The organism is Bdellovibrio sp. HCB288, assembly GCF_047305935.1.
Classification (GTDB): domain Bacteria; phylum Bdellovibrionota; class Bdellovibrionia; order Bdellovibrionales; family Bdellovibrionaceae; genus Bdellovibrio.
The window spans coordinates 454,543-477,057 of the sequence record NZ_CP178619.1 but is presented as its reverse complement, the minus strand read 5'-3'; the positions used below and the strand labels follow the sequence as shown (position 1 = coordinate 477,057).

Annotated in this window: 25 protein-coding genes; 8 read left to right on the top strand and 17 right to left on the bottom strand. The window is 47.4% G+C overall.

Annotated elements, in window-relative coordinates:
• Positions 1–121: 121 nt before the first annotated feature.
• Together ACLVWR_RS02320 and ACLVWR_RS02315 are read right to left on the bottom strand one after the other, a co-directional pair.
• Positions 122–748 carry a hypothetical protein gene (locus ACLVWR_RS02320; protein WP_413582345.1) on the bottom strand — a complete coding sequence of 209 codons (627 nt, stop codon included), beginning with the start codon at positions 746–748 and terminating at the stop codon, positions 122–124.
• A 22-nt stretch (positions 749–770) separates the two neighbouring features.
• Positions 771–965 (bottom strand): hypothetical protein, encoded by a 195-nt coding sequence (locus ACLVWR_RS02315; protein ID WP_413582344.1) that lies wholly within the window; start codon positions 963–965, stop codon positions 771–773.
• A 162-nt stretch (positions 966–1,127) separates the two neighbouring features.
• Between ACLVWR_RS02315 and ACLVWR_RS02310 the strand changes: the two genes are divergently transcribed.
• Genes ACLVWR_RS02310 through ACLVWR_RS02300 form a run of 3 tightly spaced genes read left to right on the top strand, consistent with a single transcriptional unit; the run spans position 1,128 to position 4,149 of the window.
• Complete coding sequence (locus ACLVWR_RS02310) at positions 1,128–2,249, top strand: thiamine pyrophosphate-dependent dehydrogenase E1 component subunit alpha (protein ID WP_413582343.1); 1,122 nt, start codon at positions 1,128–1,130, stop codon at positions 2,247–2,249.
• Entirely contained in the window at positions 2,249–3,304 is a 1,056-nt protein-coding gene (locus ACLVWR_RS02305; RefSeq protein ID WP_413582342.1) for an alpha-ketoacid dehydrogenase subunit beta, read from the top strand. Before ACLVWR_RS02310 ends, ACLVWR_RS02305 begins: the two co-directional genes overlap by 1 nt.
• A gap of 2 nt (positions 3,305–3,306) precedes the next feature.
• Positions 3,307–4,149 carry a class I SAM-dependent methyltransferase gene (locus ACLVWR_RS02300; RefSeq protein ID WP_413582341.1) on the top strand — a complete coding sequence of 281 codons (843 nt, stop codon included), beginning with the start codon at positions 3,307–3,309 and terminating at the stop codon, positions 4,147–4,149.
• A 39-nt stretch (positions 4,150–4,188) separates the two neighbouring features.
• On the opposite strand, the gene ACLVWR_RS02295 is transcribed toward ACLVWR_RS02300, so the two are convergent.
• The 3 genes from ACLVWR_RS02295 to ACLVWR_RS02285 form a co-directional block, all read right to left on the bottom strand.
• Positions 4,189–5,382, bottom strand: coding sequence for a hypothetical protein (locus ACLVWR_RS02295; protein WP_413582340.1), 1,194 nt, complete (start codon positions 5,380–5,382; stop codon positions 4,189–4,191).
• A 105-nt stretch (positions 5,383–5,487) separates the two neighbouring features.
• Positions 5,488–5,901 (bottom strand): hypothetical protein, encoded by a 414-nt coding sequence (locus tag ACLVWR_RS02290; RefSeq protein WP_413582339.1) that lies wholly within the window; start codon positions 5,899–5,901, stop codon positions 5,488–5,490.
• A 148-nt stretch (positions 5,902–6,049) separates the two neighbouring features.
• Positions 6,050–6,295, bottom strand: a complete 246-nt coding sequence (locus ACLVWR_RS02285; protein ID WP_413582338.1) for a hypothetical protein — start codon at positions 6,293–6,295, stop codon at positions 6,050–6,052.
• Positions 6,296–6,427: 132 nt separating this feature from the next.
• On the opposite strand from ACLVWR_RS02285, the gene ACLVWR_RS02280 reads away from it, so the two are divergent.
• Positions 6,428–7,270, top strand: a complete 843-nt coding sequence (locus tag ACLVWR_RS02280; protein ID WP_413582337.1) for a TIGR02147 family protein — start codon at positions 6,428–6,430, stop codon at positions 7,268–7,270.
• An 11-nt stretch (positions 7,271–7,281) separates the two neighbouring features.
• On the opposite strand, the gene ACLVWR_RS02275 is transcribed toward ACLVWR_RS02280, so the two are convergent.
• Positions 7,282–7,761 (bottom strand): hypothetical protein, encoded by a 480-nt coding sequence (locus ACLVWR_RS02275; RefSeq protein WP_413582336.1) that lies wholly within the window; start codon positions 7,759–7,761, stop codon positions 7,282–7,284.
• 72 nt (positions 7,762–7,833) lie between these two features.
• Between ACLVWR_RS02275 and ACLVWR_RS02270 the strand changes: the two genes are divergently transcribed.
• A complete protein-coding gene (locus ACLVWR_RS02270; protein WP_413582335.1) occupies positions 7,834–8,289 on the top strand; it encodes a hypothetical protein in 456 nt (151 codons plus the stop codon).
• A 5-nt stretch (positions 8,290–8,294) separates the two neighbouring features.
• Here the strand turns inward: ACLVWR_RS02270 and pyrE are convergent, their stop codons facing one another.
• From pyrE to ACLVWR_RS02255, 3 genes are all read right to left on the bottom strand, one after another.
• Entirely contained in the window at positions 8,295–8,813 is a 519-nt protein-coding gene (pyrE, locus tag ACLVWR_RS02265) for an orotate phosphoribosyltransferase (protein WP_413582333.1), read from the bottom strand.
• Between the two features lie 72 nt (positions 8,814–8,885).
• On the bottom strand, positions 8,886–9,200 hold the full coding sequence (gene cutA, locus ACLVWR_RS02260) for a divalent-cation tolerance protein CutA (protein WP_413582332.1): 315 nt from the start codon (positions 9,198–9,200) through the stop codon (positions 8,886–8,888).
• Positions 9,201–9,208: 8 nt separating this feature from the next.
• Positions 9,209–10,249 (bottom strand): CNNM domain-containing protein, encoded by a 1,041-nt coding sequence (locus ACLVWR_RS02255; protein ID WP_413582331.1) that lies wholly within the window; start codon positions 10,247–10,249, stop codon positions 9,209–9,211.
• A 213-nt stretch (positions 10,250–10,462) separates the two neighbouring features.
• Between ACLVWR_RS02255 and ACLVWR_RS02250 the strand changes: the two genes are divergently transcribed.
• Together ACLVWR_RS02250 and ACLVWR_RS02245 are read left to right on the top strand one after the other, a co-directional pair.
• Positions 10,463–11,245: a dienelactone hydrolase family protein gene (locus ACLVWR_RS02250; RefSeq protein WP_413582330.1), complete on the top strand. Its 783-nt coding sequence runs from the start codon at positions 10,463–10,465 to the stop codon at positions 11,243–11,245.
• Between the two features lie 184 nt (positions 11,246–11,429).
• Positions 11,430–11,726: a hypothetical protein gene (locus ACLVWR_RS02245; RefSeq protein WP_413582329.1), complete on the top strand. Its 297-nt coding sequence runs from the start codon at positions 11,430–11,432 to the stop codon at positions 11,724–11,726.
• 50 nt (positions 11,727–11,776) lie between these two features.
• On the opposite strand, the gene ACLVWR_RS02240 is transcribed toward ACLVWR_RS02245, so the two are convergent.
• The 3 genes from ACLVWR_RS02240 to ACLVWR_RS02230 form a co-directional block, all read right to left on the bottom strand.
• Positions 11,777–12,226 (bottom strand): hypothetical protein, encoded by a 450-nt coding sequence (locus ACLVWR_RS02240; protein WP_413582328.1) that lies wholly within the window; start codon positions 12,224–12,226, stop codon positions 11,777–11,779.
• A 2-nt stretch (positions 12,227–12,228) separates the two neighbouring features.
• Positions 12,229–12,456: a hypothetical protein gene (locus ACLVWR_RS02235; RefSeq protein WP_413582327.1), complete on the bottom strand. Its 228-nt coding sequence runs from the start codon at positions 12,454–12,456 to the stop codon at positions 12,229–12,231.
• 73 nt (positions 12,457–12,529) lie between these two features.
• On the bottom strand, positions 12,530–15,700 hold the full coding sequence (locus ACLVWR_RS02230) for a Kelch repeat-containing protein (RefSeq protein WP_413582326.1): 3,171 nt from the start codon (positions 15,698–15,700) through the stop codon (positions 12,530–12,532).
• A 349-nt stretch (positions 15,701–16,049) separates the two neighbouring features.
• Between ACLVWR_RS02230 and ACLVWR_RS02225 the strand changes: the two genes are divergently transcribed.
• Positions 16,050–16,601 carry a CAP domain-containing protein gene (locus tag ACLVWR_RS02225; RefSeq protein WP_413582325.1) on the top strand — a complete coding sequence of 184 codons (552 nt, stop codon included), beginning with the start codon at positions 16,050–16,052 and terminating at the stop codon, positions 16,599–16,601.
• On the opposite strand, the gene ACLVWR_RS02220 is transcribed toward ACLVWR_RS02225, so the two are convergent.
• The 5 genes from ACLVWR_RS02220 to fusA form a co-directional block, all read right to left on the bottom strand.
• Positions 16,598–17,410 (bottom strand): metal ABC transporter permease, encoded by an 813-nt coding sequence (locus ACLVWR_RS02220; protein WP_413582324.1) that lies wholly within the window; start codon positions 17,408–17,410, stop codon positions 16,598–16,600. The genes ACLVWR_RS02225 and ACLVWR_RS02220 overlap by 4 nt on opposite strands.
• Positions 17,411–17,427: 17 nt before the next feature.
• Positions 17,428–18,282 (bottom strand): metal ABC transporter permease, encoded by an 855-nt coding sequence (locus ACLVWR_RS02215; RefSeq protein ID WP_413582323.1) that lies wholly within the window; start codon positions 18,280–18,282, stop codon positions 17,428–17,430.
• Complete coding sequence (locus ACLVWR_RS02210; protein WP_413582322.1) at positions 18,279–19,142, bottom strand: metal ABC transporter ATP-binding protein; 864 nt, start codon at positions 19,140–19,142, stop codon at positions 18,279–18,281. The genes ACLVWR_RS02215 and ACLVWR_RS02210 overlap by 4 nt, the downstream gene beginning before the upstream one ends.
• Positions 19,139–20,050, bottom strand: a complete 912-nt coding sequence (locus ACLVWR_RS02205) for a metal ABC transporter substrate-binding protein (RefSeq protein WP_413582321.1) — start codon at positions 20,048–20,050, stop codon at positions 19,139–19,141. The genes ACLVWR_RS02210 and ACLVWR_RS02205 overlap by 4 nt, the downstream gene beginning before the upstream one ends.
• A gap of 149 nt (positions 20,051–20,199) precedes the next feature.
• Positions 20,200–22,308 (bottom strand): elongation factor G, encoded by a 2,109-nt coding sequence (fusA, locus tag ACLVWR_RS02200; protein ID WP_413582320.1) that lies wholly within the window; start codon positions 22,306–22,308, stop codon positions 20,200–20,202.
• Positions 22,309–22,515 lie beyond the last annotated feature (207 nt).

The window sequence follows — 22,515 nt, the reverse complement described above, 5'->3', positions numbered from 1 at the left end:
CGATAGTAATTACGATAAAGCGCAGTCAAATTTCCAAAAGGATGTTGCTGATAAACAAGCATCATTATATCTGCGAAAACTAGTGGAGCACCGGAATGGCTTTCAATTGATTTTCCTGAGATTAAAAATGCCGGATTTTATAGTAGCAAAAAGTACCGACAAAAGTGCAAAGCGCAATCCACAAGTAACCTTTCCAGGTTCCTTTAAGATCCGCATCACTTAGTTCCATTTGCGAAAACACGGCAATCACCAAGTACCACCACGCTATCAGTCCCCAGGAAAAGGACGGAAAGTTTACGAAGCGGGGATTGCTGATAAATGTCTTTCCACCCGGGATCCAAAAATAAAACACAGCGGCGCAAATCACCGGGCCCACGATTAACGGCGCGATTCCGATGAATAGCTCCCCCATCTTAATCCAGATTTTAAAAAACACCGGCAGGGAGCGCGGGCGACTGACGACGTGACCATGGGATCCGTCTTTGGCCTTCCAGTCAAAAAGTTTGATGTCTTCGATTTGGTGTAAAAATAAAAAAGCCATGGTCGCGTGGCTGATTTCATGAATCATGATTCCCGGCGCAAAGATCAAGTTGAATGCGTGCTGACCAAAAGTGTCTGATAGTTTCATACGTAGAAATCCTGAAAAGTGATGCAACACAAAGCCCGCGCCCAAAAGAACTCCAGATATTTTTAGGAGTTCCCAAAGAACATTGAGAGAAAGTGCCAGCGTTGGATAGGTGTATTGCATGAACCTATTCTAGCCGTGGTGACTACTTTGAAAAGACCTGTTTTGCTCTGAAGGCGGCTGCGAATGCTTTTTCTGCCCACTGGCGGCTGGCGCAGGCATGTCGTTCTGCCTTTGCACCAAGTTCAAGGATCGCTTGGTTGGTCTCTTGAATGCTCTTCTTTTGAGCAGATTTGTCAGCGGCCTCGTAAACCTGACGGGATTCATATCTGTATACCATAATGTCCTCCAATAGGTTCATTCTCGCGAAGGATTGTTGCGCCAATGTTGAGGATATCAATGTGATGCGTCAATTAACGGGAAAAAGGCAGACAATTTCGCCTGTTCTCGCTTAGATAGGGGCCTTGATTTATGTGACTAAAAACCGTGGAGAACTGAGTACATGTCTAAAAAGACCACTGTAAAACCAGCTGCCAAAAAAACTGCTTCTGCGAAAGCAAAAGCACCGGCAAAAGCTGCTACCAAATCCGCTGCGAAGTCTTCTAAAAAAGTTGCTCCGAAAAAATCTGATTTCGGTGGCTTGTCTGAAGAACTTTTGTTGAGCATGCACGACCTGATGGTCAAATCCCGCGTTCTTGAAGAGCGTGTTATTAAAATCTACAAAGCCGGTGAAGGTTACTTCTGGATCGGTGGTCCGGGCGAGGAAGCTTTCGGGGTCCCATTGGGTTTACTGGCTCGCAAAGGCAAAGGTCTTGAACACGACTGGTTCCATCTTCACTACCGTTGTACGCCAACGATGGTGGCACTGGGTATGCCAATGATCGAAGCGGTTCGTTTGATGATGAACCGTGTGACAGATCCGTCAACAGGTGGTCGTAACTTCGCAGGTCACTATTGCTTCCCTCAGTGGAACGTAGCTCCTGTAACTTCTCCTATCGAAGTTCAATACCCCATCGCTTGCGGTACAGCTCACGCACAAAAACGCGCGGGTCACAAAGCCATCTCTATCGTAACTGGCGGTGACGCTGGAACGGCCGAGGGCGAATTCGCAACATGCTTGGTATGGTCATCTCGTAAAGGCCAGGAATTGCCAGTGTTGATCACTGTGCAAAATAATGGCTTCGGTATTTCCACTCCGTATGATGGCCAACACGGTGAAACACACATCGCAGACCGTGCGAAAGCCTTCAACATCCGCTCTCGCGTGATCGATGGAACTAATCCTGTAGAGACATACATCGCTTTGAAAGAAGAAATGGACTACATCCGCAAAACGGGTAAGCCCTCTTTTCTGGAAGTAAAAACGACTCGTTTGTACGGTCACTCCTCTGCTGACGGTGCGAACCGTAAGACAGATCTTTTCGATCCGGTTCACAAGTTCCAGGAAAAATTGATCGCAGCTGGCATCCTGACTGAAAAGGCTGCCGCAAAAATCTGGGAGATCTACGAGGAAGAGGGCGTTAAAGCTCAGGAACAAGCTCGTGCTGAGGGTGGTCCAACACCTGAATCAGTTTGGAATCATGTCTTCGTAAATAATGAAAATGCTGATTGGAGAAAGTTCTAATGGCAAGTGTAGCTCAAGCAATCAGAATGGCCCTTCACTACGGTGAAAAACACATGGGCGTTAAAGACATCTTCGGTCAGGACGTGGGTGCACCACTGGGTGGCGTATTCACGGCGACTCAAGGTCTAAAAACGGCGTGGAACACTCCACTGGACGAGCGTGGTATCATCAGCATGGCGATGGGTATCGCAATGACAGGTGATAAGTGCGTGGCTGAAATCCAGTTCGCAGATTATATCTTCAATACGATCGATCTTTTGAAAATTGCCGGCAACACTTTGTGGTGCACAAACGGTCAGGTTCAATTGCCAATGGTTGTGATGACTCCAGTGGGCGCAGGGATCTTTGGTTCCGTTTACCACTCTCACTCTTTCGACGCTTGGGCATCTCGTTTGCCAGGTTGGAAGATCGTGATGCCATCCAATCCACTAGACGCATACGGTTTGATGTTGGCGGCGATTGAAGATCCGAATCCGGTTCTTTATTTGAAATCAAAAGCATTGATGCGCCATAAAGGTGACGAGTTGATCCCTGGTGAACCAGAGGACGAAAAAACTTTGAAATCAATGATCGATAAGCCAGTTCAAAATTCCCAAGGTTGGAAAGCGAAATGGCCTGAGCTTGAAAAGTACATCGTACCAATCGGCAAAGGTAAGATCACTCACGAGGGTGAGCACATCACGGTCGTTACATACAGCCGTATGGTGCACCTATGTGATGAAGTGGCTAAGAAGCTGGCTGATGAAGGTATCTCTGTGGAAGTGATCGATCTTCGTTCTATCTATCCATACGACTGGCAGATGATAAAATCTTCTGTTGAAAAAACAGGCCGTGTTTTGTTCGTAAACGAAGATACTGAAGTAACGAACTTCGGTGAGCATCTGGCTTACAGAACAACACAAGAGTGCTTCTACTCGTTGATGGCGCGCCCGCGTGTCCTTGCGGGTAAAAACCTGCCAGGTATCGGCTTGCATCCAAACCTAGAGAAAAACTCTGTTCCTCAACATCACGACATTGAAACTGCGATCCGTGAGATCGTAGCTGAGGTTCCATAGATATGGCAAAAGCCGCAGGGACACACACCAAGAAGGTTCGTCGTCGCGTTTCCAAGAAGAGCGGTAAAACGCAATTCGATAAGTACGATCTGTATCACAAAGCGGTGCAATCGGCTGAAAACGACGTCGTGTTCATCACGAACACCTACAAGGAGCTTAAGAAAAAGGCTCCACGAATCTTCCGCGAGGATTTCTGCGGAACGTTTGCTCTTTCTACAGAGTGGATTAAGTTGAATCCGAAAAACCTGGCGATTGGGGTGGATTTGGATCCGGAACCAATTGCTTATGGTAAGTCGCACTACTTAAGCAAAATGCGCCCGGATCAGCAAAAGCGCATGAAAGTCATCGAAGGCAACGTGATGGACCCAAGCCTTGAAAAGGCCGACATCATCGCTGCGATGAATTTCTCGTATTTCTGCTTTAAGCAAAGATTTCTGCTTAAGAACTATTTCGCTAATGCATATAAGACTCTGAACAAAGACGGTATCTTCCTGGTGGACGTATTTGGTGGCAGTCAGTGCTATGACGCTATCGAAGACCGTATCAAGCACAAGGATTTTACTTACTACTGGGATCAGACTAACTTTGATCCGATCTCCAACGAAGCTTTGTTCCATATTCACTTCCGCGTGAATGGTAAGAAGATCGAGCGCGTATTCACTTACGACTGGCGCCTGTGGAGTATCACAGAGATCCGCGAGATCATGCACGAAGTGGGCTTTTCAAAAAGTCACGTTTACTGGGAAGGGACTGCGAAAGACGGTTCTGGTGACGGTAACTTCACCCGTGTGGATCACGGGGAGGCATGTGAGTCCTGGATTGCTTACGTGGTTGCTGAAAAATAGATTAAATGAAAAACCCCACCGAGAGTGGGGTTTTGTTTTTTAGTGAACAAGGTCGCGTAAATCAAAATACTCGCCCAGTTCCATTTTTTCCTGTGAATACCAAACATTTTTTAGAGCGGGATGGTTTGTTGCAAACTGCATGAGGTATTCCTCGTAGGCCTCTTGGGTTTTGATTGCATCCTCCATTTGATAATAGAGAAATTCTGCCTTCCTGGCCGTAACCCGGGAATCGTCAAACGGATCGTATATATTTACTGCAATTTGTTGAATAGCTCCCGGTGCAAATTTGTCGGAGCCATTCACGGCAAGATATTTAAAGAAGTTTGTTGCCGGAATATCCCCGACGTAGACCGGCCTTTCAGCCATTATCCTGCGGGTGAGGTGTTCTATATATGAAGTTTTCAGCGGAGTCTTTAGCAGTAAAGGGACGCTGTTTCCTGCGTTGCTGATGAATCTCAGCAGCTCATGAATCTGTAGAGCGCATTGATCCTGGTCGGACAGGGCTTGATACATCTGTGAACTTACCAACAGCGTTTGGCGCGGGACACTGCCTTTGATGGTTGGCTGAATCGCATAGGAAGCAATCGGGCGTTGATAGTCCACAGGGAGGGTCGTGCTAAATAGGTTGCTTGATGGTAGTTGAGTCATTTCCCAAACGCTTCCGGCCCCTGAAGGGGAGGGAAATACAATCTTGGTAAGATGCAGGCTGCTCAGGTTCAGGGGCAGGTCTGTCATAACAACGACAAGTTTTATGTTTTCAGGTTTTAGATACTGCAAAAAGACGTTGTCTTGGCGACTCAATTTCTTGACGGCGCAGGCGAAGAATTCTTTGTTGGTAACAAAGGTGCCTTTATTGGAAACCAAGGGGCCCTTGCTGGTCAGGATGTCGAGGTAACTATCTTTGTGAAAGCGAACAATGGGAGCTGAGTCAGTCACCGCAAGATCCAAGAGGCGCAGTTGTCCGTTGCTGTTTAGAACTCCCACACCGCCGCCGCCATCAAGGCCCGGTCCACTAAGGGAGGACAAAGCCTGTTTTGGTGGTGTCTGTTTCGGATTCAAGGTAGAGATGCGCTTTTTCTCGGCAACCACACTGACGGCCTCTTGACGACGCCAGTTTGCCAGCGCCTGGGAAATATCGACGTTGGTTGTCGTTTGTGCGAATGAAGGCAGAGGTGCGGCAATCGTCACAAGGGCGCATAAAAGTTCGACAGTCTTTGTTCTTAGATTGGCCATAGTTTCACTCTCAAATGGGCTAAGTTCCTGTCCTTTGAAAATGCAAATCCGGGACCATATTCATAGTCCCGGATCCGTATTGGCTTAATTTCGTAAATTAAATAATTATTTTACGCGTAAAAAACGCATGTCAGCGGCTTTAACGTTAATTGTTTTGCAAAGTACTGGTGATTGAAAGTATCCGAAGTTCGCTACTCGGCTCAGGTCGATCACCATTGCGAAGTTTGAAAGACGTTGAGGGTAGTGGCTGCATGTACCGGTTGCGTTTAGGATTCTGTTGCCTACCTCGAATGCACCTTTGCATCTTGTGGTTGTGCCACCCGATTTTTGAAGCAAATAAACTTCGCCTTCATTTGTGAAAGTAACAATGTTTTCATCGCCTGGTTCATTGGTAGGGCCTTCAATTTTGAATGTACCGACAAGGTTTTCCAAAGAGTCAACTCCACCGTTAGCGAAGCTTTGGGAAGCCAATAGAGTGACCAGTAGAGTAAGACCTAGTTTCGTGATAGATGATTTCATATTTTTTCCTTTGTTAGAGTTCTTAAATCGTTCAATTATGTTCATATTCAAAATTCAATCCGGCTCTGGTGCCCTGGCGACTATGAATGTATGCGTTCCAGTGTGGGCAAATTTTCGAGGTCTCTGTCGAACTGCCGAAAAAAGTCCGTCACTCTGAGGTTTCTGGATTAAGCAGGCGTTCTGTTTCCTCGAGTGTCATCCCAATCTTTTCGCCCAAGCGCCGGATCAGTATTTCGCCCACGGCTCTTTCGCCCTTCATGATGTCGTGCAGGCTTGAGGGGTCCATTTTCAGACTGTGGGCAAAGGCTCGGAACGAGTACTTTCTGTGGGTCGCCACGCGCTTTTGGAACTCATCCTGCAGTTTTGCCCTGAATAGTTCTGATCGCTTCGTCACACCTGTCTCCTGATGTGAGGATAATAATGCTATGTGTCGTCGACTTCGATATTATCTTTATAATTAAGTAACTCATAAAATAGCCGATAAGGTATTATAAGTTCATAACATATTGAAATTGATGGATTAAAAATGAAAAAAAATTTTGATATCTTTACCCAGAACGACACCTCAAAGCTGCTCAGAAGCTTTATAGCCTCGCAGCCGCAGAAGGGTCGTGGCCTGGTCAAGCAGCTTGCCGAGCACTTGGGGGTGGCATCGCCCCAGGTCAGTCAGTTTTTGTCGGGTGTAAAGACGATTACGATGGATCAGGCCTATCTTATAGGTCGTTTCTTCTCGTGGTCCGAGATCGAAATGGAATACTGGCTGACCTTGGTGGATTTCGAGCGTGCTTCCCACCACGAGGTAAAAAAGCATTTTAAAAAGAAGTTGGAGTCGTTGAAGCAGGAATCCCTTAAGGTCAGCAAGGCTGTAACGGCCACCACTGAGTTGAGTGATTCTGATAAAGGGCAGTTTTACTCTTCTTGGATCTATTCGGGAATTCGCTTGTTCTGTTCTATGGGAAATGGAAAGCGCATCGAGGAAATTCATCAGGCTTTTTCCGAGTTCCCTGTAGTTGACCTTAATGCCGTGGTCGAATTTCTGTTGCAGCGGCAATTGTTGAAAAAGACAGGATTGCTACATGAAATGGGAACGCAGCGAACATTTGTGCCAAAAGGCTCGCCGTTCTTAAAGCAGCATCAAACCAACTGGCGTCTGCGCGCGGTCGAACGCGCAAATTTTATTTCTGATGAAGAGTTGATGTTTACGGCGCCGATGTCGATTTCAGAAGCGGGCTTTAAAAAAGTGCGTCGGGAATTGCAGGATTGGATCAAACATATCTCCGACAACTTGGTGAGCTATGGAGAAGCTGAACAAGTGGCTTGTTTGAATATTGATTTCTTTAGGGTCGATCATCCCGATAAAAAGGGATGATCGGTGCCCTCTCAAAGTGCTTGTTTAATATCCTTCAGCACCACGCTTGCACTGCGGCCCATGCGGCGACAAGCAGGCGAGGAGTCCACCAGGCGGTAAGTGATCTTCAGATCCCAAGTATCCTGGCGCTCCCAATAGACGCGGTCGTATTTGCAAATAACGTTATTGATATAAACCGATGCGTTTTCAGCAAACTCAAGACCCGTACGATTTGTTGTGAAAACGCGGCAGGCAGTCAGCTCGCACATTTTGGTGTGATCTTTGTCGGTGTAAAAGACCTTCGGTTCGATCTCATCAGAAACTGCGCTGGTTTGTTGATCCAGTTGGAAAGATCCAACGGCGACGGCCTTACAATCATTTTGGTTTAAAACCAAAACGTGATATTTGCCAGCGACAGGACGAAGGGTCGAGTAAGACCCAGTAAATCCCACACAAGCCTGGGAGATGCCCGCTGTAAGTAATAACAGTGCAAATATCAAATATGCTTTCATGGTGCCTCTCTCCCTTTGTTTAATGTAGCCACGGGATTTCACCTGTGTCAGGCTTTAAACGAGGATTATCCGATGCAAAAAATCATTTTCTTTCTAAGTTTTTTGGCTGCTTCCATTGCAAGTGCAAATGCTTGTCCGCAATTGACCGGTCTTTATCAAATGGCCGAAGGGGCCGTGGTAAAATACGAAAGTGATGGCTGTGAAAGATTGATTCGCTGGTCAGGGTTTACGACTAAAAAAGGCGAGATCGTGATTTCACCAGAAAAAACAGTTTACTCGTTGGATGGTACTCCACAGTGTTCGGGTCAGAGATGTCAAAGTCCATTGGTTGTCGAAAATGTAATTCAGTTTTCGTTGAACTATGATGGGTATGTGAAATCCAATGAGCACGGTCTGTGCATGCACCGGGAATATACGATCGCGGTCAATACTGAAGGAAATCTGCAAACCGCTTATCAAGTTCGCGATTGCGATGATGGATTTAGCGGGGAGGCCACGAAGGTTTTTCCCCGACTACCGAATCAATAACAAAACTATTTAAAATCAGCTTTCACAAACAGCGGAGTCAGCGTTACGCCGATTTCCTGAAGTTTCGGTTCTGGGAATGCAGGGCCGCGATGGATCACGCAAAGCACGTGAGAGATTTCGGCACCAATCGAACGAAGGTCCGCGGTGGACAGCACCACTTGGCCACCGGTGGTGACGACGTCTTCAATGATCAGAACTTTTTTGCCTTTGATCTCAAGTCCTTCAGCAAACTTGCAAGTGCCGTACTCTTTCGCTTCTTTGCGCACGAATACGCAGGGGATTCCAGTTTCCAATGACAAAGCCGTCGCAATCGGAATGCCGCCCATTTCAAGGCCGGCCAGTACTTCCGTGCCTGGAGGAATCAAAGTTACCATTTGTTTGGCGATTTCACGAAGCAAAGCAGGCTGCGCTTCAAAGCGGTATTTATCAAAGTATTCGTTTGAGATTTGGCCAGAGCGAAGTTTGAATTCGCCGGTCAAGTGAGCAATGTCGTAGATTTTTTTTGCGAGTTCTGCGCGAGTCATGAAACCTCCGGTGGCTGGTCTGCACTCCGACGTCGTCGGAGTAGTTACTACCTTCGGAATTCTACTTTGGAATTATTTAAGACTTTGTTCAAGCCAGTTTTTAAAAGAATCGTTGATTGATGCAACATTCAAAGACATCACGCACGGAACGTCGTAGGGATGCAGCTCCTGCACGCGGGATTGCAGTTTGGTTCCTGCGTCACGGCTTTCAAGAGTTTTCAGGATGAGAATGTATTCGTTGCTGGTTTCTATTTTCCCTTCCCACCAGTACATCGAACTCATTCCGGGAATGATATTCGCACAACCGATCAGCTTTTCCTGCAATAGAGTGCGCGCGATGATTTCGGCGGTCTCTTTATTGGGGCAGGGGATGTAACAGATTTGCATGGTGGGGATTAGCTCTTACGAAGCTTTTGTTTGCGCAGCTGCCATTGTTCCAAAGCGAACTTACGCATGTCTTCCACGGAATCAAGCTCGTCGACGATTTCCACGCCCAACAAAGTTTCCACGGCGTCTTCCAGGCTCACCAGGCCGGCTACGATGCCGTATTCATCAACAGCCAGGGCAATGTGCTCTTTTTCTTTTATGAAATAGTCCAACACCTGAGACACGGTCATGCGCTCGGGGATTGAGGAGATCGGAGTCACCAATTCGCCAACCAATTTTTCATGCTGGTCGTTGGAAAGTGCTTCGTGAATTTTATAACGGAAAGTCATACCGACCACGTTATCCAAGCTGCCAGAGTAAACCGGAATACGGGAAAAACGCAGGGGCTTGTACTTCGTGAAAACTTCCTCAACCGTCAGGTCCTTATCCAAAGCAAAGAACACAGATCGGGGAGTCATGATATCTGAAACATAGATCTTATCCAGCATCAGAAGATTCTTGATGATGTTGGACTCTTTGCTTTTCAAAGTTCCTTCTTCAGCACCCATTTCGGCCGTCATCAGGATTTCTTCACGAGTGACTTCCGGGTCTTCGCTGCGACGTTGGAAAATACGGCCCAGGTATTCAGACATGATCACCAGTGGATACAAGCAGATGATCATCAATTGAATCGTGTAAGCCGTGAACGGAATCAAAGCTTTCCAGTGAGCAGCACCGATAGATTTTGGAATGATCTCGGATAAAACTAGGATCGCAAACGTCAGGATGAAGGAAGCAGCAGTCACTGCGCTTTCGCCATAGATTTGCTGCACTTGATATGCGATCGCCGATGAACCCAAAGTGTGGGAAAGAGTGTTCAAAGTCAGGATCGCAGAGATCGGGCGATCCAGATTTTCTTTTAAGTGTTCAAGAAGTTTGGCGCTGCGACGGTTCTCACGAACCAAGACGGCGATATAAGCCGAAGTGGAAGTAAGCAGGGCTGCTTCCAGCATTGAGCAAATAAACGAAACAGTTAATGTAACGATAAAAAGAACTATAAGTAATGTCATAGGTGATTGATCAGATTTCTATTAGAAAGGGAGAATGTAGATGGCCTAGGCCTGTGGTATTCCATTGGAGTTATAATAGCATGCCCCTCGAGGAGGCTGTCTATAACGCACAGGGCTAGATTGCTCAGGTGTTCTTTATCACAGCTGAGGGCGGACTTTTGACCTTTGGACCTCCTCTACTTAGACTTTTGTCGTACATCAAAGGGGACTCAAATGTTTAAATCGATCTTATCAAGTGTGGTGGTCTTTATGGCGATGACGTCAGCGAATGCGGCAATTAAAACTGAAAGCGTGGATTACAAAGAGGGGAAAACAACCCTTGAGGGATTCATGGCTTACGATGATTCCATTAAAACTCCAAGGCCTGCGGTTCTGATCATCCATCAATGGATGGGGGTGACAGACAACGAAAAGATGCGCGCACAAATGCTGGCTGAAAAAGGCTATGTGGTTTTGGCGGCAGATATATACGGTAAGGGCGTTCGTGCAACGTCACCGGATGAAGCCGGCAAGCTTGCCGGGCAATACAAGAATGATCGCAAGCTGTTCCGCGCCCGTGGACAGGCGGCTTTTGATTTGCTTAAGAAAAACAAAATGGTCGATCCAAAACATATCGTGGTTGTCGGTTACTGCTTTGGTGGAACAGGTGCCTTGGAAATGGGACGTGCGGGAGTACCTGCCGCGGGATTCGTAAGTTTCCACGGTGGACTTTCAAATCCAACTCCGGCTGATGCCAAAAACTTCAAAGCCCCTGTGCTGGTCGCCCATGGTGCCTTGGATAAAGGTGTAAACCCAGAAGTAATGCCCTTCATGAAAGAAATGGACGACAACAAAGTCGACTACCAATTCATTTCTTATTCCGGCGCCGTTCACGCCTTCACACAAAAAAGTGCCGGCAACGACCCAAGCAAAGGCGTGGCTTACAACGAAAAAGCCGACAAGCGCTCCTGGGCCCACTTCATGGATTTCCTCAACGAAGTAGCTCCCATCAAATAACCCAAAATGTACGGACTTACCTGCAGCGGTAAGTCCGTACATTAATCTGTCCTATCAAAAGTTAATTTCCAGTCGGTAATAACGCGTAATTGCTACCAAAGGTGTGTTCGTTCCTTTGGTGGTCTTGCCAAACGGGGTGGCTATGGTATGAAGGGGCCATCAATATTATTTTCGGAGGTTACGAATGAAAAATCTGGTTTTGGCTTTGTTTGCAGTGGCACTTGTGGCTCCATTTACTGCGTCAGCATTCTATCAATCTCAAGCATCTGTGGTTTCTGCGGTTCCTGCTGAAGGTTGTGATCCTCGTGAAGAGTCTTACGAGTGCAGTGGTAACGGCGGTTCGTTTGATGGTGGTGGTTACGGTAACGGTGGTTACGAAGATGGCAGCCGTCAGGACAACGACGGTGGACACTACGATGGTGGTGGCTACGGCAGCGACACTGATGAAGACGGTGGCTACTACGGTGGTAGTGGTTATTAATTCAATTTTGAAAAGTTGAAATGAAAATGGCAGCTCTGGGCTGCCATTTTTTATGGTCTGCGCTCTTCACGACGCTCTTTGCGTTCTTCGATGAAATCCATCACCAAAAGTGCCACGGCACTTTCAAGGGTGCCGGATGCGCGCTTTTGACTTTGTGGTGCCGCTGGTTTTTCCTCAAAACCCAAACTCTTCATCCAGGTTTTGCTGCTCAGGGAGTAAATGAGTACTCCTACAGCCACAACAGTAAGTACAAGATATACAATCATTCCGCCAGAGATATGGAACTCTTCGTTCTTATCCAGCTGAGAAGCGATCGAAGCAATAAACAATGACAGTCCCACACAGCCCAATGCCAGGGAGCCAATCACCGCCACCAACAAAGTGGTGAGCGAGCGCACGCGCATTGCCAGTTGTTGTGAGAAAGCCTCCGCCGGTTCTTTAATCAAACCTTTGGCATTGCCCAATAAAAATGAAAGGAGGGGTAAAAGAAACTTCATCATGATTAGTCATCCCTGCGATAAAAAAGGCGAGCCAGCATAAAACCAGCCAGAGCTGCCATACCCACAGCCATCCACGGATGCTCTTTTACAGAGGCCTCCATCGAGTTCTTCAGTTCCATCATTTCGGCTTTTTGTTCATCAGAAATTTTGTCAGTCAAAGGCGCTGTTGCACCTTTCATCTCTTCCAAAATCTGTTTTTTTATTTCTGCAATCAGTTGATCACGATCCATGGTGTTTTCTCCATGAAACCCATCGGCATATTTCGAGACAGAGTTAAATGATTCCGGACTATCGACCAGCCTTCTATTCGCTGATGGTTTCCCAGAATGAAAGCATTCCAAACGCCTGGCTTGCACCACTAAAGACAACAGCTGCCCCATCGGGCATCAGAACCGAGGAGTGATGTCCACGGGCTTCAGAAAGTGACGTCCCTAAACTCCATTGATCGGTCACAGGATCATACAGTCTGACAGTGGACTCAGGTTGAGTAGCTGAAGTGCTTTCAAATCCACCAATAACGGCAACCTTGCCGCTTGGAAGCAGTAGTCCTGAGAGGTTTGTCATAGGTTTATCCAAACTTGCAGCTAAGGACCAAGTGTCATCTGCAGGGTTATAAATTTCCGAAACCGCAAGGGCACTGTTCGTGCTCATATCAGTACCGCCAGTCACAAGGATTTTGCCCGACGGTAGTTTGACAACGACTCCGTTCATTCGAGCAAAGGAGGGGCTGGCTAGGGTGGACCAGGTAGCGGCGGGAATATCGTATTTTGAAACTCCAAATGGCCCGATGAAGATGATCTCGGTTTCACTGATCGTGAACGCAGTATCCAGTGCGGCTGGTGTCGAACGCGGTGTTAGCGTGCTCCAAGTGCCGGTATCTGGATCGTAGACATCGTTTTGCAAAAGTGTATTTCCGCCCCCATCCAAACCGCCGGTAATTAAAAGTTTTCCGTTCGGCAGAACCAAGGATGTATGAAAATAGCGATCCACCGGTAGTGTTACTGGAGTTAAAGTATTCATAACCGGGTCATAGATTTCACCAGTCGATGAAATTCCAACGCTCAAACTCATACCTCCGGCGATAAATACTTTGCCAGATGGTAGCAAGGTGGCGGAGTGGTAGGTGCGGTCGTGTGCCATATTCGGACCGGCTGTCATAGTGTTAGTGACCGGATCATAGATGGCCGTCGTCTCTGTGAGGGCAGCAGCTTCAGCCAGAAGTTGTCCTCCGGTGAAAAGGATTTTTCCATTCTTCATCAATGTGGTGGTGTTGCCCACGCGTCCACCGAGTAAAGGTGTGCTGCCTATCCACGCAATACCTGATAGTTGGCCTTCGATATAGGTTTCAGTTACGGCGCCCGTATAATCGGGGTCTCCGCCTCCCGCGATCAGGATTTTGCCATCAGGAAGTTTTAGCAACGTTCCAAGGGAGTGACCCGCTTCAATTGCAATGGGATCCATTGACCAGCTGTTGGTTGCCTGGTCATAAATTTCGCTGGTTTTTGCCGGAATAGAAGGGAAAGTTAAATTGGTGACTCCACTGGTAACAAGAATTTTGCCGCTTGGTAAACTGATGGCGCCATGGGCGCGTCTATTAGCGCTCAGCGATGGCCCCGCCGACCATGTGTTTGCAGTGACGTTGTAAATCTCCGTGGTCGCAGTCATACTTCCTGTCGAAGCCCAGCCACCAGTTAGCAAGACATTTCCCGATGGTAAAACCGCAGCGGCAGCTTGATAGCGGCCCAAAGTCATCGGCGCCTTGGTTGTAAAAGAGTTTGTGGATGGGTTGTATGCCTGAACCGTGGTAATGGATGTTGCCGCGGCAGTTGTTAGTCCCCCTAGAATCAAAATGGTATTGTCTGACAAGGTAACAGACGAGAACTCTGAAACGGCTGTCGGCAAATCCGGTCCATAGGTCCATTGATTGGTTGCCGGATCGAATATCTCAGTTTTTTCAGTTGGTGCGGAGGTCGTTGGGTGCGCGGCACCGCCAATAATAATAACTTTTCCGTTAGGCAGCAGGTGGGATGAGTGACCCACGCGTGGGATCGCAATCGAGGGGCCTGTAGACCAGGAGTTGGATGCAGGATTATAAATCGCTGTCGTGGCAGTTTTTGCAAAGGCTCCGTCGAGACCACCCGCAACCAAAACCCGTCCGTCCGTTAGAACTGTGGCTTGTGAAAATAAACGAGGGGAGGGTAGAGCCGGGCCCGCCGACCACAAACCAGTGGCCGGATCAAAAATTTCTGTGGAATCCAAAGGCGTATTCGTTGAAGAAGTTTGAGAAAGTCCTCCGGCTACAAGGACTTTTCCATTCGGCAGAAGTGCGGTGACGTGCAGGGCGCGGTCTTTTATCAGGTTGCCTTGGCGTCTCCAGGTGAACTTACTCATGTCTATTTTTTCAGCCATAGTGACCGGAGACGTGGTGCCGGTTATTCCATTCAGCAATACCAGATAATCGCCGGAAATATTGGCGGTGTGCAGACCACGCACTCCATTTTTTAAAGTACCCAGGGAGCTCCAGGTACCCAGTGTGGCGTTAGGTGTGTAAATCAAGGAGTCATCCAGAGCGGTACCACCGCTTGCATCTAAAAAACCACCAGTGACAACCAAAATTCCATTCACCAAAGTTGCCGTATGACCGAATCGCGCAGTAGGCAGCGATGTCGCCGGTATCAAGGCGCCTGGATTCGCAGGGTCGATGATGCCGACCGCAGCAGAAGGAGATATTGCACCCATGCCTCCTATAACCACCGCACGTCCATCTTTTAGCAGAGTGGCCGTCAGATCGTTTCGACCGGCTCCAATGTTGGTTTTGATGGCTTCAAAGGATGGAAGCGCAGGGGGAGTATTTGGAATAATAGTTTCCGTGTCAGTCAGAAGACCGGGATTCGAGCCACCGACGATAAGTACTTTTCCGTTCGGGAATAATACTGCTGCATGGCGTGCACGAGCAACTGGAAGACTTCCAGCCGCACTCCAGGAGTTCGTTGCTGGATCATAGATTTCCAGAGTGGCCGTATAGGTCACATTTCCTGTTTGCCCTCCAACAACGAGGACTCGACCGTCTTGAAGAAGTGTCGCCGTGTGACTGGCGCGTGCGACAGACATTGAGTTTGCGGAGCTCCAGGAGTTTGTTGCCGGATCATATAGTTCAGCAGTTGCTCTGAAAGTCAGATTACTTCTGCCACCGACAACCAGGACTTTGCCATTGGAAAGCAGGGTTGCGGTGTGGTGGGATCTGGCTTCTGTTAATGAAGGAGCACTCGACCAGCGCAAAGTTATGGTATTAAAGAATTCAACACTTGTCTGGGAGTCCGACGGCGAGTTTTGATAAGTGCCGCCGACAACAAGAATGCGACCATCGGTCAAAGTGGTTGCGGTATTTCGTACTCGACGAACGTTGGGGTAAAGGGATCGAGATGCCTGGGAGGAATAAACACCAGTGCTTCCGAGTGAGGGAAGTTGGTCCATCTCATAAAAAGAGAGATCAAGAGTACATCCTGTGAGTGTCCCCACAAATGCTATGAAAGAAAAAATGTTCCGAATCTTATGTGCCCACACGTTCATATGAATACTTATCGGTTAAATTTGGAGAATTTTTGAATCCAAAGTTTACCTTTGTCTTCTGTGAGTATCTTATGTCTGTACCATATTGAGACAAGTTAAACCGATCCAGGATTTGGTGCGCATCTCGGAGTGGTTTGTTCGAAGTTTCATAAAGCGGTTACCTTTTTGTCGCCCATTTTGGGAATCAGAATCAGGGTGAGAATGTGAGCGGAATCTTTCACTGAAAAGAGGATTCCGCAGCTATGCTTAATGAATGAAGCTGCAAATCACGTTGTTAACTATAGCTTTTATGAGTCTGACAGCCTGCGGGAATGGTGGTCTGAGCGCCGCCAGTTCAGCGGGTGTCGATGAAGGCAGTTCCAACCAAGGTAGTGGAAGTGGAGGGGCCGTCATTGGGGAAACTCCTCCGGCTGGAAGTGATGGCTGCTATGGAATGGATGCCAATACATGTCTGGTTTTTAAATCGACCAACACTCAACGTGTTGCCAATGGACTGGCCGCCTTGGCTTATTGTCAGGCATGCACACAAATGGCCTATGAGCAAAGCAAGGACATGAGTGACCGGGGTTATTTTGATCACACACGCCCGGATGAGGCGTTCTATAGTCGCTGCACGCGATTTGGACTGGCTTCAGGTTGTGGCGAAAACATTGCGCAAGGTTATTCTGCCTCACAGGTCGTGCAAGGCTGGATGGAGAGCCCTGGTCATCGCGCAAATATCTTAAACCAATCCTATCGTTCATTCGGAGTGGGTTTGTATAACGGATTCTCGACGCAGGTATTCTATACGGGGACGAATCGCTAAGCCCAGTTAAGCCGTTTGCTGAAATTGGATATGAAGGCAAAGGCAACGAAGAACAACGTCTGAATAATCACGATGAAGGGCGCGGTATCGGCATCGAAATGGTAACTCAGCAAAGTTCCCAGCAAACAAGAAACCACCGAGACCATCACGGCCACGATCATCATTCGATCCAGGGTGCGGCAAACCAAAAATGCCGATGCGCCCGGAGCAATCAACATCGCCACAACCAGAATAATACCCGCGGTTTTTAGGGCGGAAACAATTGTCAGTGACAGGAGTGCCAACAGGCCAAAGTGAATCCATTTCACCCGCAAACCTGAAGTCTGTGCATGGGTGGGATCAAAACAATAAAGCTCGAATTCACGACGTTTAACAATCAAAATCAAAGCACTGCTTAAGCCAATTATACAGGATTCCATCAGCTCGGAATAACTTGTGCCTAAGACATTTCCAAACAGGACGTGCATAAGGTGAATGTCGGTTTCGATTTTGGTCAACATCACCAGGCCCATTGCAAACATTCCCGAGAAGACAATTCCTAAAATAGCATCCTCTTTGATGCGACTGTTGGCTTTGATAAATCCGGTGCCAAAGGCGCAAACCAATCCCGCGCCAAACGCACCGACGCCCAATGGGATTCCAAATAAGTAAGATAAAGCCAGGCCCGGCAGAACGGCATGGGAAACGGCATCGCCCATCAGCGACCAGCCTTTTAGAATCAGGAAGCATGAAAAGACCGCGCAAGAAATGCCGATGATGATCGCACTGGCCAGGGCACGAACCATAAATTCATGTTGTAGCGGCTCCATAAAAAAACTCATCAAGGTCATGGTGTGGCCTCTTTATGAAGAGTTCTTCTTTTCGCCAGCAACCCATGTTTGGGAGCAAAGACAAATAGCACCAAAAACAGCAACGTTTGCAAAGTGACTATCAAGCCGCCCGGAGAAGCATTTAAGAAGTAGCTTAAATAAACTCCTACCATGCTGGTGACAGTTCCAAAGGCAATGGAGAGTGGTACCAGAACACGGAAGCGATCTGTTAACAGGTAAGCAGTGGATCCCGGAGTGACAACCATCGCGATCACCAGACAGGCGCCTACAGTTTGCAGCGAAGAAACCGTGGCAGCACTTAATAGAACAAAGAATAGAATTTTCAGAAAGGTTACGGGAAGTCCCACAGTGCGAGCATGAACTTCATCAAAAAAGACCGCCCAAAGATCGCGCCACTTGGCGATCAGTACCACCAGGGTGATGGCGGCCATTATGACCACTTGATTGCGGTCTTCCGGAGAGATGGCCAATATATTTCCCAGAACGATTGTTTGAATGCTGACTGCCGTGGGCTTCAACGAAGCAATCAAAAGTCCCAGCGCAAAGAAAGAACTGAAAATTAAACCAATCACGGCGTCTTCACGCAGCTTTGTTTTCTTGCGCACGACACTCATGCTTAAAGCTGCCAGAATCCCCGCAAAAAAAGCGCCTGCCGAATAGGGTAAAGACAGTAAGTAAGCCAGTGCGACCCCAGGAACAATGGAATGCGCCAAGGCATCGCCCATCAAGGACCAGCCTTTTAGCATCAGATATGCTGAAAGAAATGAACAAACGGCTCCAACCAATCCGCAGACCCAAATGGCATTGACCATGTAGTGGTAAGAAAAAGGTTCAAGCAGCAATGCCATCATTCTTCGTCCTGATTCTTTTTGACGATTTCAGGATGGGATTTATCTCCGTACAAAACCAGTGCGCCCTCGTCGTCAGTCAGCACCGTGACAGTGCGTGGATCCGCATCGGTATGAAGGTCGGAACCTTTCAGGTGCAAGTGGCGCAGCATTCCCCCGAAGGCGATGGCTAAGTTTTCCTGAGTAAAGCTGGTGCGTATAGGTCCGCTGGAAACAATGGATTTATTCAATAGCACCGCATGAGTGCAAAAGTCGGGAACGCTTCCCAAATTGTGGGTGGAAACCAAAATCAAACGTCCATCCTTAGCCAGGGATTTGAACAGTTCCATCAACGAGTGTTCAGTTTTGACATCTACTCCCGTGAAAGGCTCATCAAGCAGGACGATGCGACTGTCTTGGGCCAAGGCGCGGGCGACGAACACGCGCTTTTTCTGGCCGCCACTCAGTTCGCCGATCTGTCTTTTTCTAAGCTCGCTTAAGCCCACGCGCTGCAAGGCCTGATCCACAGCTTCGTGATCTTTCTTGGTCGCGATACGGAAAAATCCCATGTAACCATAGCGGCCCATCATCACGACATCTTCAACCAGAATAGGGAAGCTCCAGTCGACCTCTTCATTTTGCGGAACGTAGGCGACCTGATTTTTTTTAAGTGCCTCATGCACTTCCAGCCCATTTAACAGAACTGTTCCGTTGGTGGGTTTAATGCCACCCGTGAGAGTTTTAAAAACAGTGGATTTGCCAGCGCCATTGATGCCTACTAAGGCGCAGATATTCCCGGTTTCCAGATCAAGATTGATATTTTCCAGAGCTTTATGTCCGTTGCTATAGATGACGTCCAGGCCCTTAATGTGCAGTGCCTTCATTTGGATTCCTTTAAGGAGTTTTTAAACCCATTGGCAATGGTCTGTGTGGTGACTTTCAAAAGATCCAAATAAGTAGGAACGGGACCAGAGGCTTCACTTAAAGAATCCACATACAAAACACCGCCATACTTCGCTCCGGTTTCCAGGGCGACTTGTTTGGCGGGACGATCCGAGATCGTGCTTTCAGAAAACACCACCGGAATTTTTTTAGCTTTAACGGCATCGATCACTTTGCGAACTTGTTGCGGAGTTCCCTGTTGGTCCGCATTGATCGGCCACAGATAAAGTTCCTTCATCCCCAAATCCCGAGCGAGGTAGCTGAAGGCGCCTTCGCTGGTTACCAGGTAACGTTTTTCCTCGGGGATAGAGGAAAAAGACACTTTCATTTCATCACGCAGTTTCTGAATTTTTTCAGAGTAGGCCTTGGCGTTGGCTTCGTAAACTTTGGCATTCTGCGGATCGATTTGTGTCAAAGCTTTGCGGATGTTTTCAACATAGATCAAAGCATTTTCGGTCGACATCCAAGCATGCGGATTGGGTTTGCCGCTATAGGGACCTTCATAGATCGAAAGTGGTTTTACACCTTCGGAGATTACAAATCCTGGTACACCCTTAGCGTCGCGCAGGAATCTCGAGAACCATCTTTCCAAATTCAGCCCATTCCATAGGATGGCGTTGGCACCCTTGGCGCGGACGATGTCTTTAGGGGTGGGTTGATAGTCATGAATTTCGGCACCAGGTTTGGTGATGGATTCCACGGTGGCGGCATCGCCCGCCACATTTCGCGCGATATCCGCAATCACTGTGAAACTTGTGACGACTTTAGGTTTAGCCACTGCCAGTGAAGGCAAAGCGGTTAGCAGGGGAATGCATAAAATAGAGAGAGTTTTTTTTAAAACAGCAGTCATCAACTCTAAATTTAGCCACGAGGTCACTTTCTATACAATGGCGAAAAGAGTCTGACAGGTTGTTGATAAGCAAACCGATAACGTTAAAAGGCAAAAAAAAAGCCCCGGTGTCTCCACCAGGGCTTTTTGAAAGATCAAGTGATCTAAGATTACTTCTGCTCAGCTGCGCGCTTAGCTTGGTATTTCTTAGCAAGCTCTTCTTGGATGTTACGAGGTACTGGCAAGTACTTCGCGAATTCCATAGAGAACTCACCTTTACCTTTAGTAGCAGAACGTAGATCAGTTGAGTAACCGAACATTTCTGTCAACGGTACTTCAGCTTCGATCACGCAGTTGCCATCAAAAGCAGTTGTTCCAACGATAGTACCACGGCGTTGGTTGATTTGACCAACCGCTGAACCTTGATATTCATCTGGAACTACAGTCTCAAGCTTCATGATCGGCTCAAGAACTGCTGGTTTAGCAGCCGGGTAAACCTCACGAAGAGCCGCCATACCAGCGATTTTGAACGCCATGTATGAGGAGTCGACGTCATGGTATGCACCGTCTTCAAGAACAACTTCAACACCAACGATTGGGAAACCAATCAATGGACCTTTAACAGTTTGCTCTTTGAAACCCTCTTCAACAGCTGGGATGAATTCCTTAGGAATACGACCACCAACAACGTCGTTAGAGAATTTGAATACAGAACCGTCTTCTTGAGTTGGAAGAGGGCGGATTTTACCAACGATCTTCGCGTACTGACCAGAACCACCGGTTTGTTTTTTGTGAGTGTAATCGTAATCTGCTTCAGCAGTGATAGTCTCACGGTAAGCAACCTGAGGTTGACCTACGATAACTTCACAGTTGAATTCACGCTTCATACGCTCAACGTAGATTTCCAAGTGCAACTCACCCATACCAGAGATGATAGTCTCATTTGATTCCTCGTCACGGTGAACGCGGAAAGTAGGGTCTTCCTTACGGAATTTTTGCAACGCTTTAGAGAAGTTATTCGCTGCAGCTTTGTCTTTTGGAGCAACTGCAAGAGAGATAACCGCGTCTGGAACGTGCATGGATTGCATAGATGCATTGATGTCTTCAGAACAGAAAGTGTCACCAGAAGCACAGTCGATACCGAACAATGCAACGATGTCACCCGCATAAGAAACATCGATATCTTCCATCTTGTCAGAGTGCATACGCACTAGACGAGGGATTTTAACCGCTTTCTTATTCGTTTGGTTCGTGATGAACGCACCTTTTTGCAATTTACCTTGGTAAACGCGCATGTACGTCAACTGACCGAATGGTGTTTCTTGAAGTTTGAACGCCAAGGCAACAGTCGGTTTGTTAGCATCTGGGAATAGATCGAACTTCTCTTCGCCTTTGTTAAGGTCAAGAGCTTGTTCTTTCTTCTCTGCTGGAGTTGGCAAGTAATAAGTTACGCCATCCAACAAATGCTGAACGTTTTTATTTTTGTAAGCAGAACCGCAGAATACTGGAACCAGTTTCAAATCGATTACACCTTTACGGATAGCCGCTTTGATTTCTGCTTCAGTTGGCTCTTCTTCCATCAAGAATTTTTCGCCGATAGAATCGTCGATATCCGCAAGAGCACCGATCATGATTTGACGGTATTCTTTAGCTTGATCCACTAGATCAGCAGGGATAGCGATTTCAGTGATTTTCTCACCGTCGTTACCTTCGTTGATGAATGCTTTCATTTGAACCAGGTCAACGATACCACGGTGTTGGTCTTCCAAACCGATTGGGATGTTGATCATAACTGCGTTCAAACGAAGTTTTTCAATCAAAGCGTCTTTTACGCGGAACGGATTGGCACCTTGACGGTCCAATTTGTTCACGAATGCCAAACGAGGAACGCCGTAACGTTTCATCTGACGGTCAACTGTGATGGACTGAGATTGAACACCAGATACACCGCAAAGAACCAGGATCGCACCGTCAAGAACGCGAAGAGAACGCTCAACTTCTACTGTGAAGTCAACGTGCCCCGGAGTGTCGATCAAGTTGATTGTGTAATCCTTCCACTGAACCTGAGTTGCAGCAGACTGGATTGTGATACCTTTTTCTCTCTCTAGATCCATGGAGTCCATTGTAGCGCCGACGCCATCTTTACCACGAACTTCGTGGATAGCGTGGATCTTACCTCCATAGAACAGAATACGCTCAGAAAGAGTGGTTTTTCCCGAGTCGATGTGAGCCGAGATACCGATGTTTCTGACCATATCAATATTCCATTTTTTGGACATAATATTACCCTTCTTATTGGTCGTTTAAGTCTTTGTTACTAATTTGAAAGTACTCGAATTATCATCAATTACATATAGATGCAAAATAAGATTCGTATGCTGGGCCCAGCCTATAGATATGACACGACGCATTTCAAAAAGGTACGGCGTACCTCTGGGGGCTGGGTTAGCGTAAGCTTGGTGGCATGATGGACCTCCACGATCTCC

Excerpts from the sequence above, each read along its gene's own strand:
- ACLVWR_RS02320 (WP_413582345.1), bottom strand. The coding sequence starts at position 748 with ATGCAATACACCTATCCAACGCTGGCACTTTCTCTCAATGTTCTTTGG.
- ACLVWR_RS02315 (WP_413582344.1), bottom strand. The coding sequence starts at position 965 with ATGGTATACAGATATGAATCCCGTCAGGTTTACGAGGCCGCTGACAAA.
- ACLVWR_RS02310 (WP_413582343.1), top strand. The coding sequence starts at position 1,128 with ATGTCTAAAAAGACCACTGTAAAACCAGCTGCCAAAAAAACTGCTTCT.
- ACLVWR_RS02305 (WP_413582342.1), top strand. The coding sequence starts at position 2,249 with ATGGCAAGTGTAGCTCAAGCAATCAGAATGGCCCTTCACTACGGTGAA.
- ACLVWR_RS02300 (WP_413582341.1), top strand. The coding sequence starts at position 3,307 with ATGGCAAAAGCCGCAGGGACACACACCAAGAAGGTTCGTCGTCGCGTT.
- ACLVWR_RS02295 (WP_413582340.1), bottom strand. The coding sequence starts at position 5,382 with ATGGCCAATCTAAGAACAAAGACTGTCGAACTTTTATGCGCCCTTGTG.
- ACLVWR_RS02290 (WP_413582339.1), bottom strand. The coding sequence starts at position 5,901 with ATGAAATCATCTATCACGAAACTAGGTCTTACTCTACTGGTCACTCTA.
- ACLVWR_RS02280 (WP_413582337.1), top strand. The coding sequence starts at position 6,428 with ATGAAAAAAAATTTTGATATCTTTACCCAGAACGACACCTCAAAGCTG.
- ACLVWR_RS02275 (WP_413582336.1), bottom strand. The coding sequence starts at position 7,761 with ATGAAAGCATATTTGATATTTGCACTGTTATTACTTACAGCGGGCATC.
- ACLVWR_RS02270 (WP_413582335.1), top strand. The coding sequence starts at position 7,834 with ATGCAAAAAATCATTTTCTTTCTAAGTTTTTTGGCTGCTTCCATTGCA.
- pyrE (WP_413582333.1), bottom strand. The coding sequence starts at position 8,813 with ATGACTCGCGCAGAACTCGCAAAAAAAATCTACGACATTGCTCACTTG.
- cutA (WP_413582332.1), bottom strand. The coding sequence starts at position 9,200 with ATGCAAATCTGTTACATCCCCTGCCCCAATAAAGAGACCGCCGAAATC.
- ACLVWR_RS02255 (WP_413582331.1), bottom strand. The coding sequence starts at position 10,249 with ATGACATTACTTATAGTTCTTTTTATCGTTACATTAACTGTTTCGTTT.
- ACLVWR_RS02250 (WP_413582330.1), top strand. The coding sequence starts at position 10,463 with ATGTTTAAATCGATCTTATCAAGTGTGGTGGTCTTTATGGCGATGACG.
- ACLVWR_RS02245 (WP_413582329.1), top strand. The coding sequence starts at position 11,430 with ATGAAAAATCTGGTTTTGGCTTTGTTTGCAGTGGCACTTGTGGCTCCA.
- ACLVWR_RS02240 (WP_413582328.1), bottom strand. The coding sequence starts at position 12,226 with ATGATGAAGTTTCTTTTACCCCTCCTTTCATTTTTATTGGGCAATGCC.
- ACLVWR_RS02235 (WP_413582327.1), bottom strand. The coding sequence starts at position 12,456 with ATGGATCGTGATCAACTGATTGCAGAAATAAAAAAACAGATTTTGGAA.
- ACLVWR_RS02230 (WP_413582326.1), bottom strand. The coding sequence starts at position 15,700 with ATGGACCAACTTCCCTCACTCGGAAGCACTGGTGTTTATTCCTCCCAG.
- ACLVWR_RS02225 (WP_413582325.1), top strand. The coding sequence starts at position 16,050 with ATGAAGCTGCAAATCACGTTGTTAACTATAGCTTTTATGAGTCTGACA.
- ACLVWR_RS02220 (WP_413582324.1), bottom strand. The coding sequence starts at position 17,410 with ATGGAGCCGCTACAACATGAATTTATGGTTCGTGCCCTGGCCAGTGCG.
- ACLVWR_RS02215 (WP_413582323.1), bottom strand. The coding sequence starts at position 18,282 with ATGATGGCATTGCTGCTTGAACCTTTTTCTTACCACTACATGGTCAAT.
- ACLVWR_RS02210 (WP_413582322.1), bottom strand. The coding sequence starts at position 19,142 with ATGAAGGCACTGCACATTAAGGGCCTGGACGTCATCTATAGCAACGGA.
- ACLVWR_RS02205 (WP_413582321.1), bottom strand. The coding sequence starts at position 20,050 with ATGACTGCTGTTTTAAAAAAAACTCTCTCTATTTTATGCATTCCCCTG.
- fusA (WP_413582320.1), bottom strand. The coding sequence starts at position 22,308 with ATGTCCAAAAAATGGAATATTGATATGGTCAGAAACATCGGTATCTCG.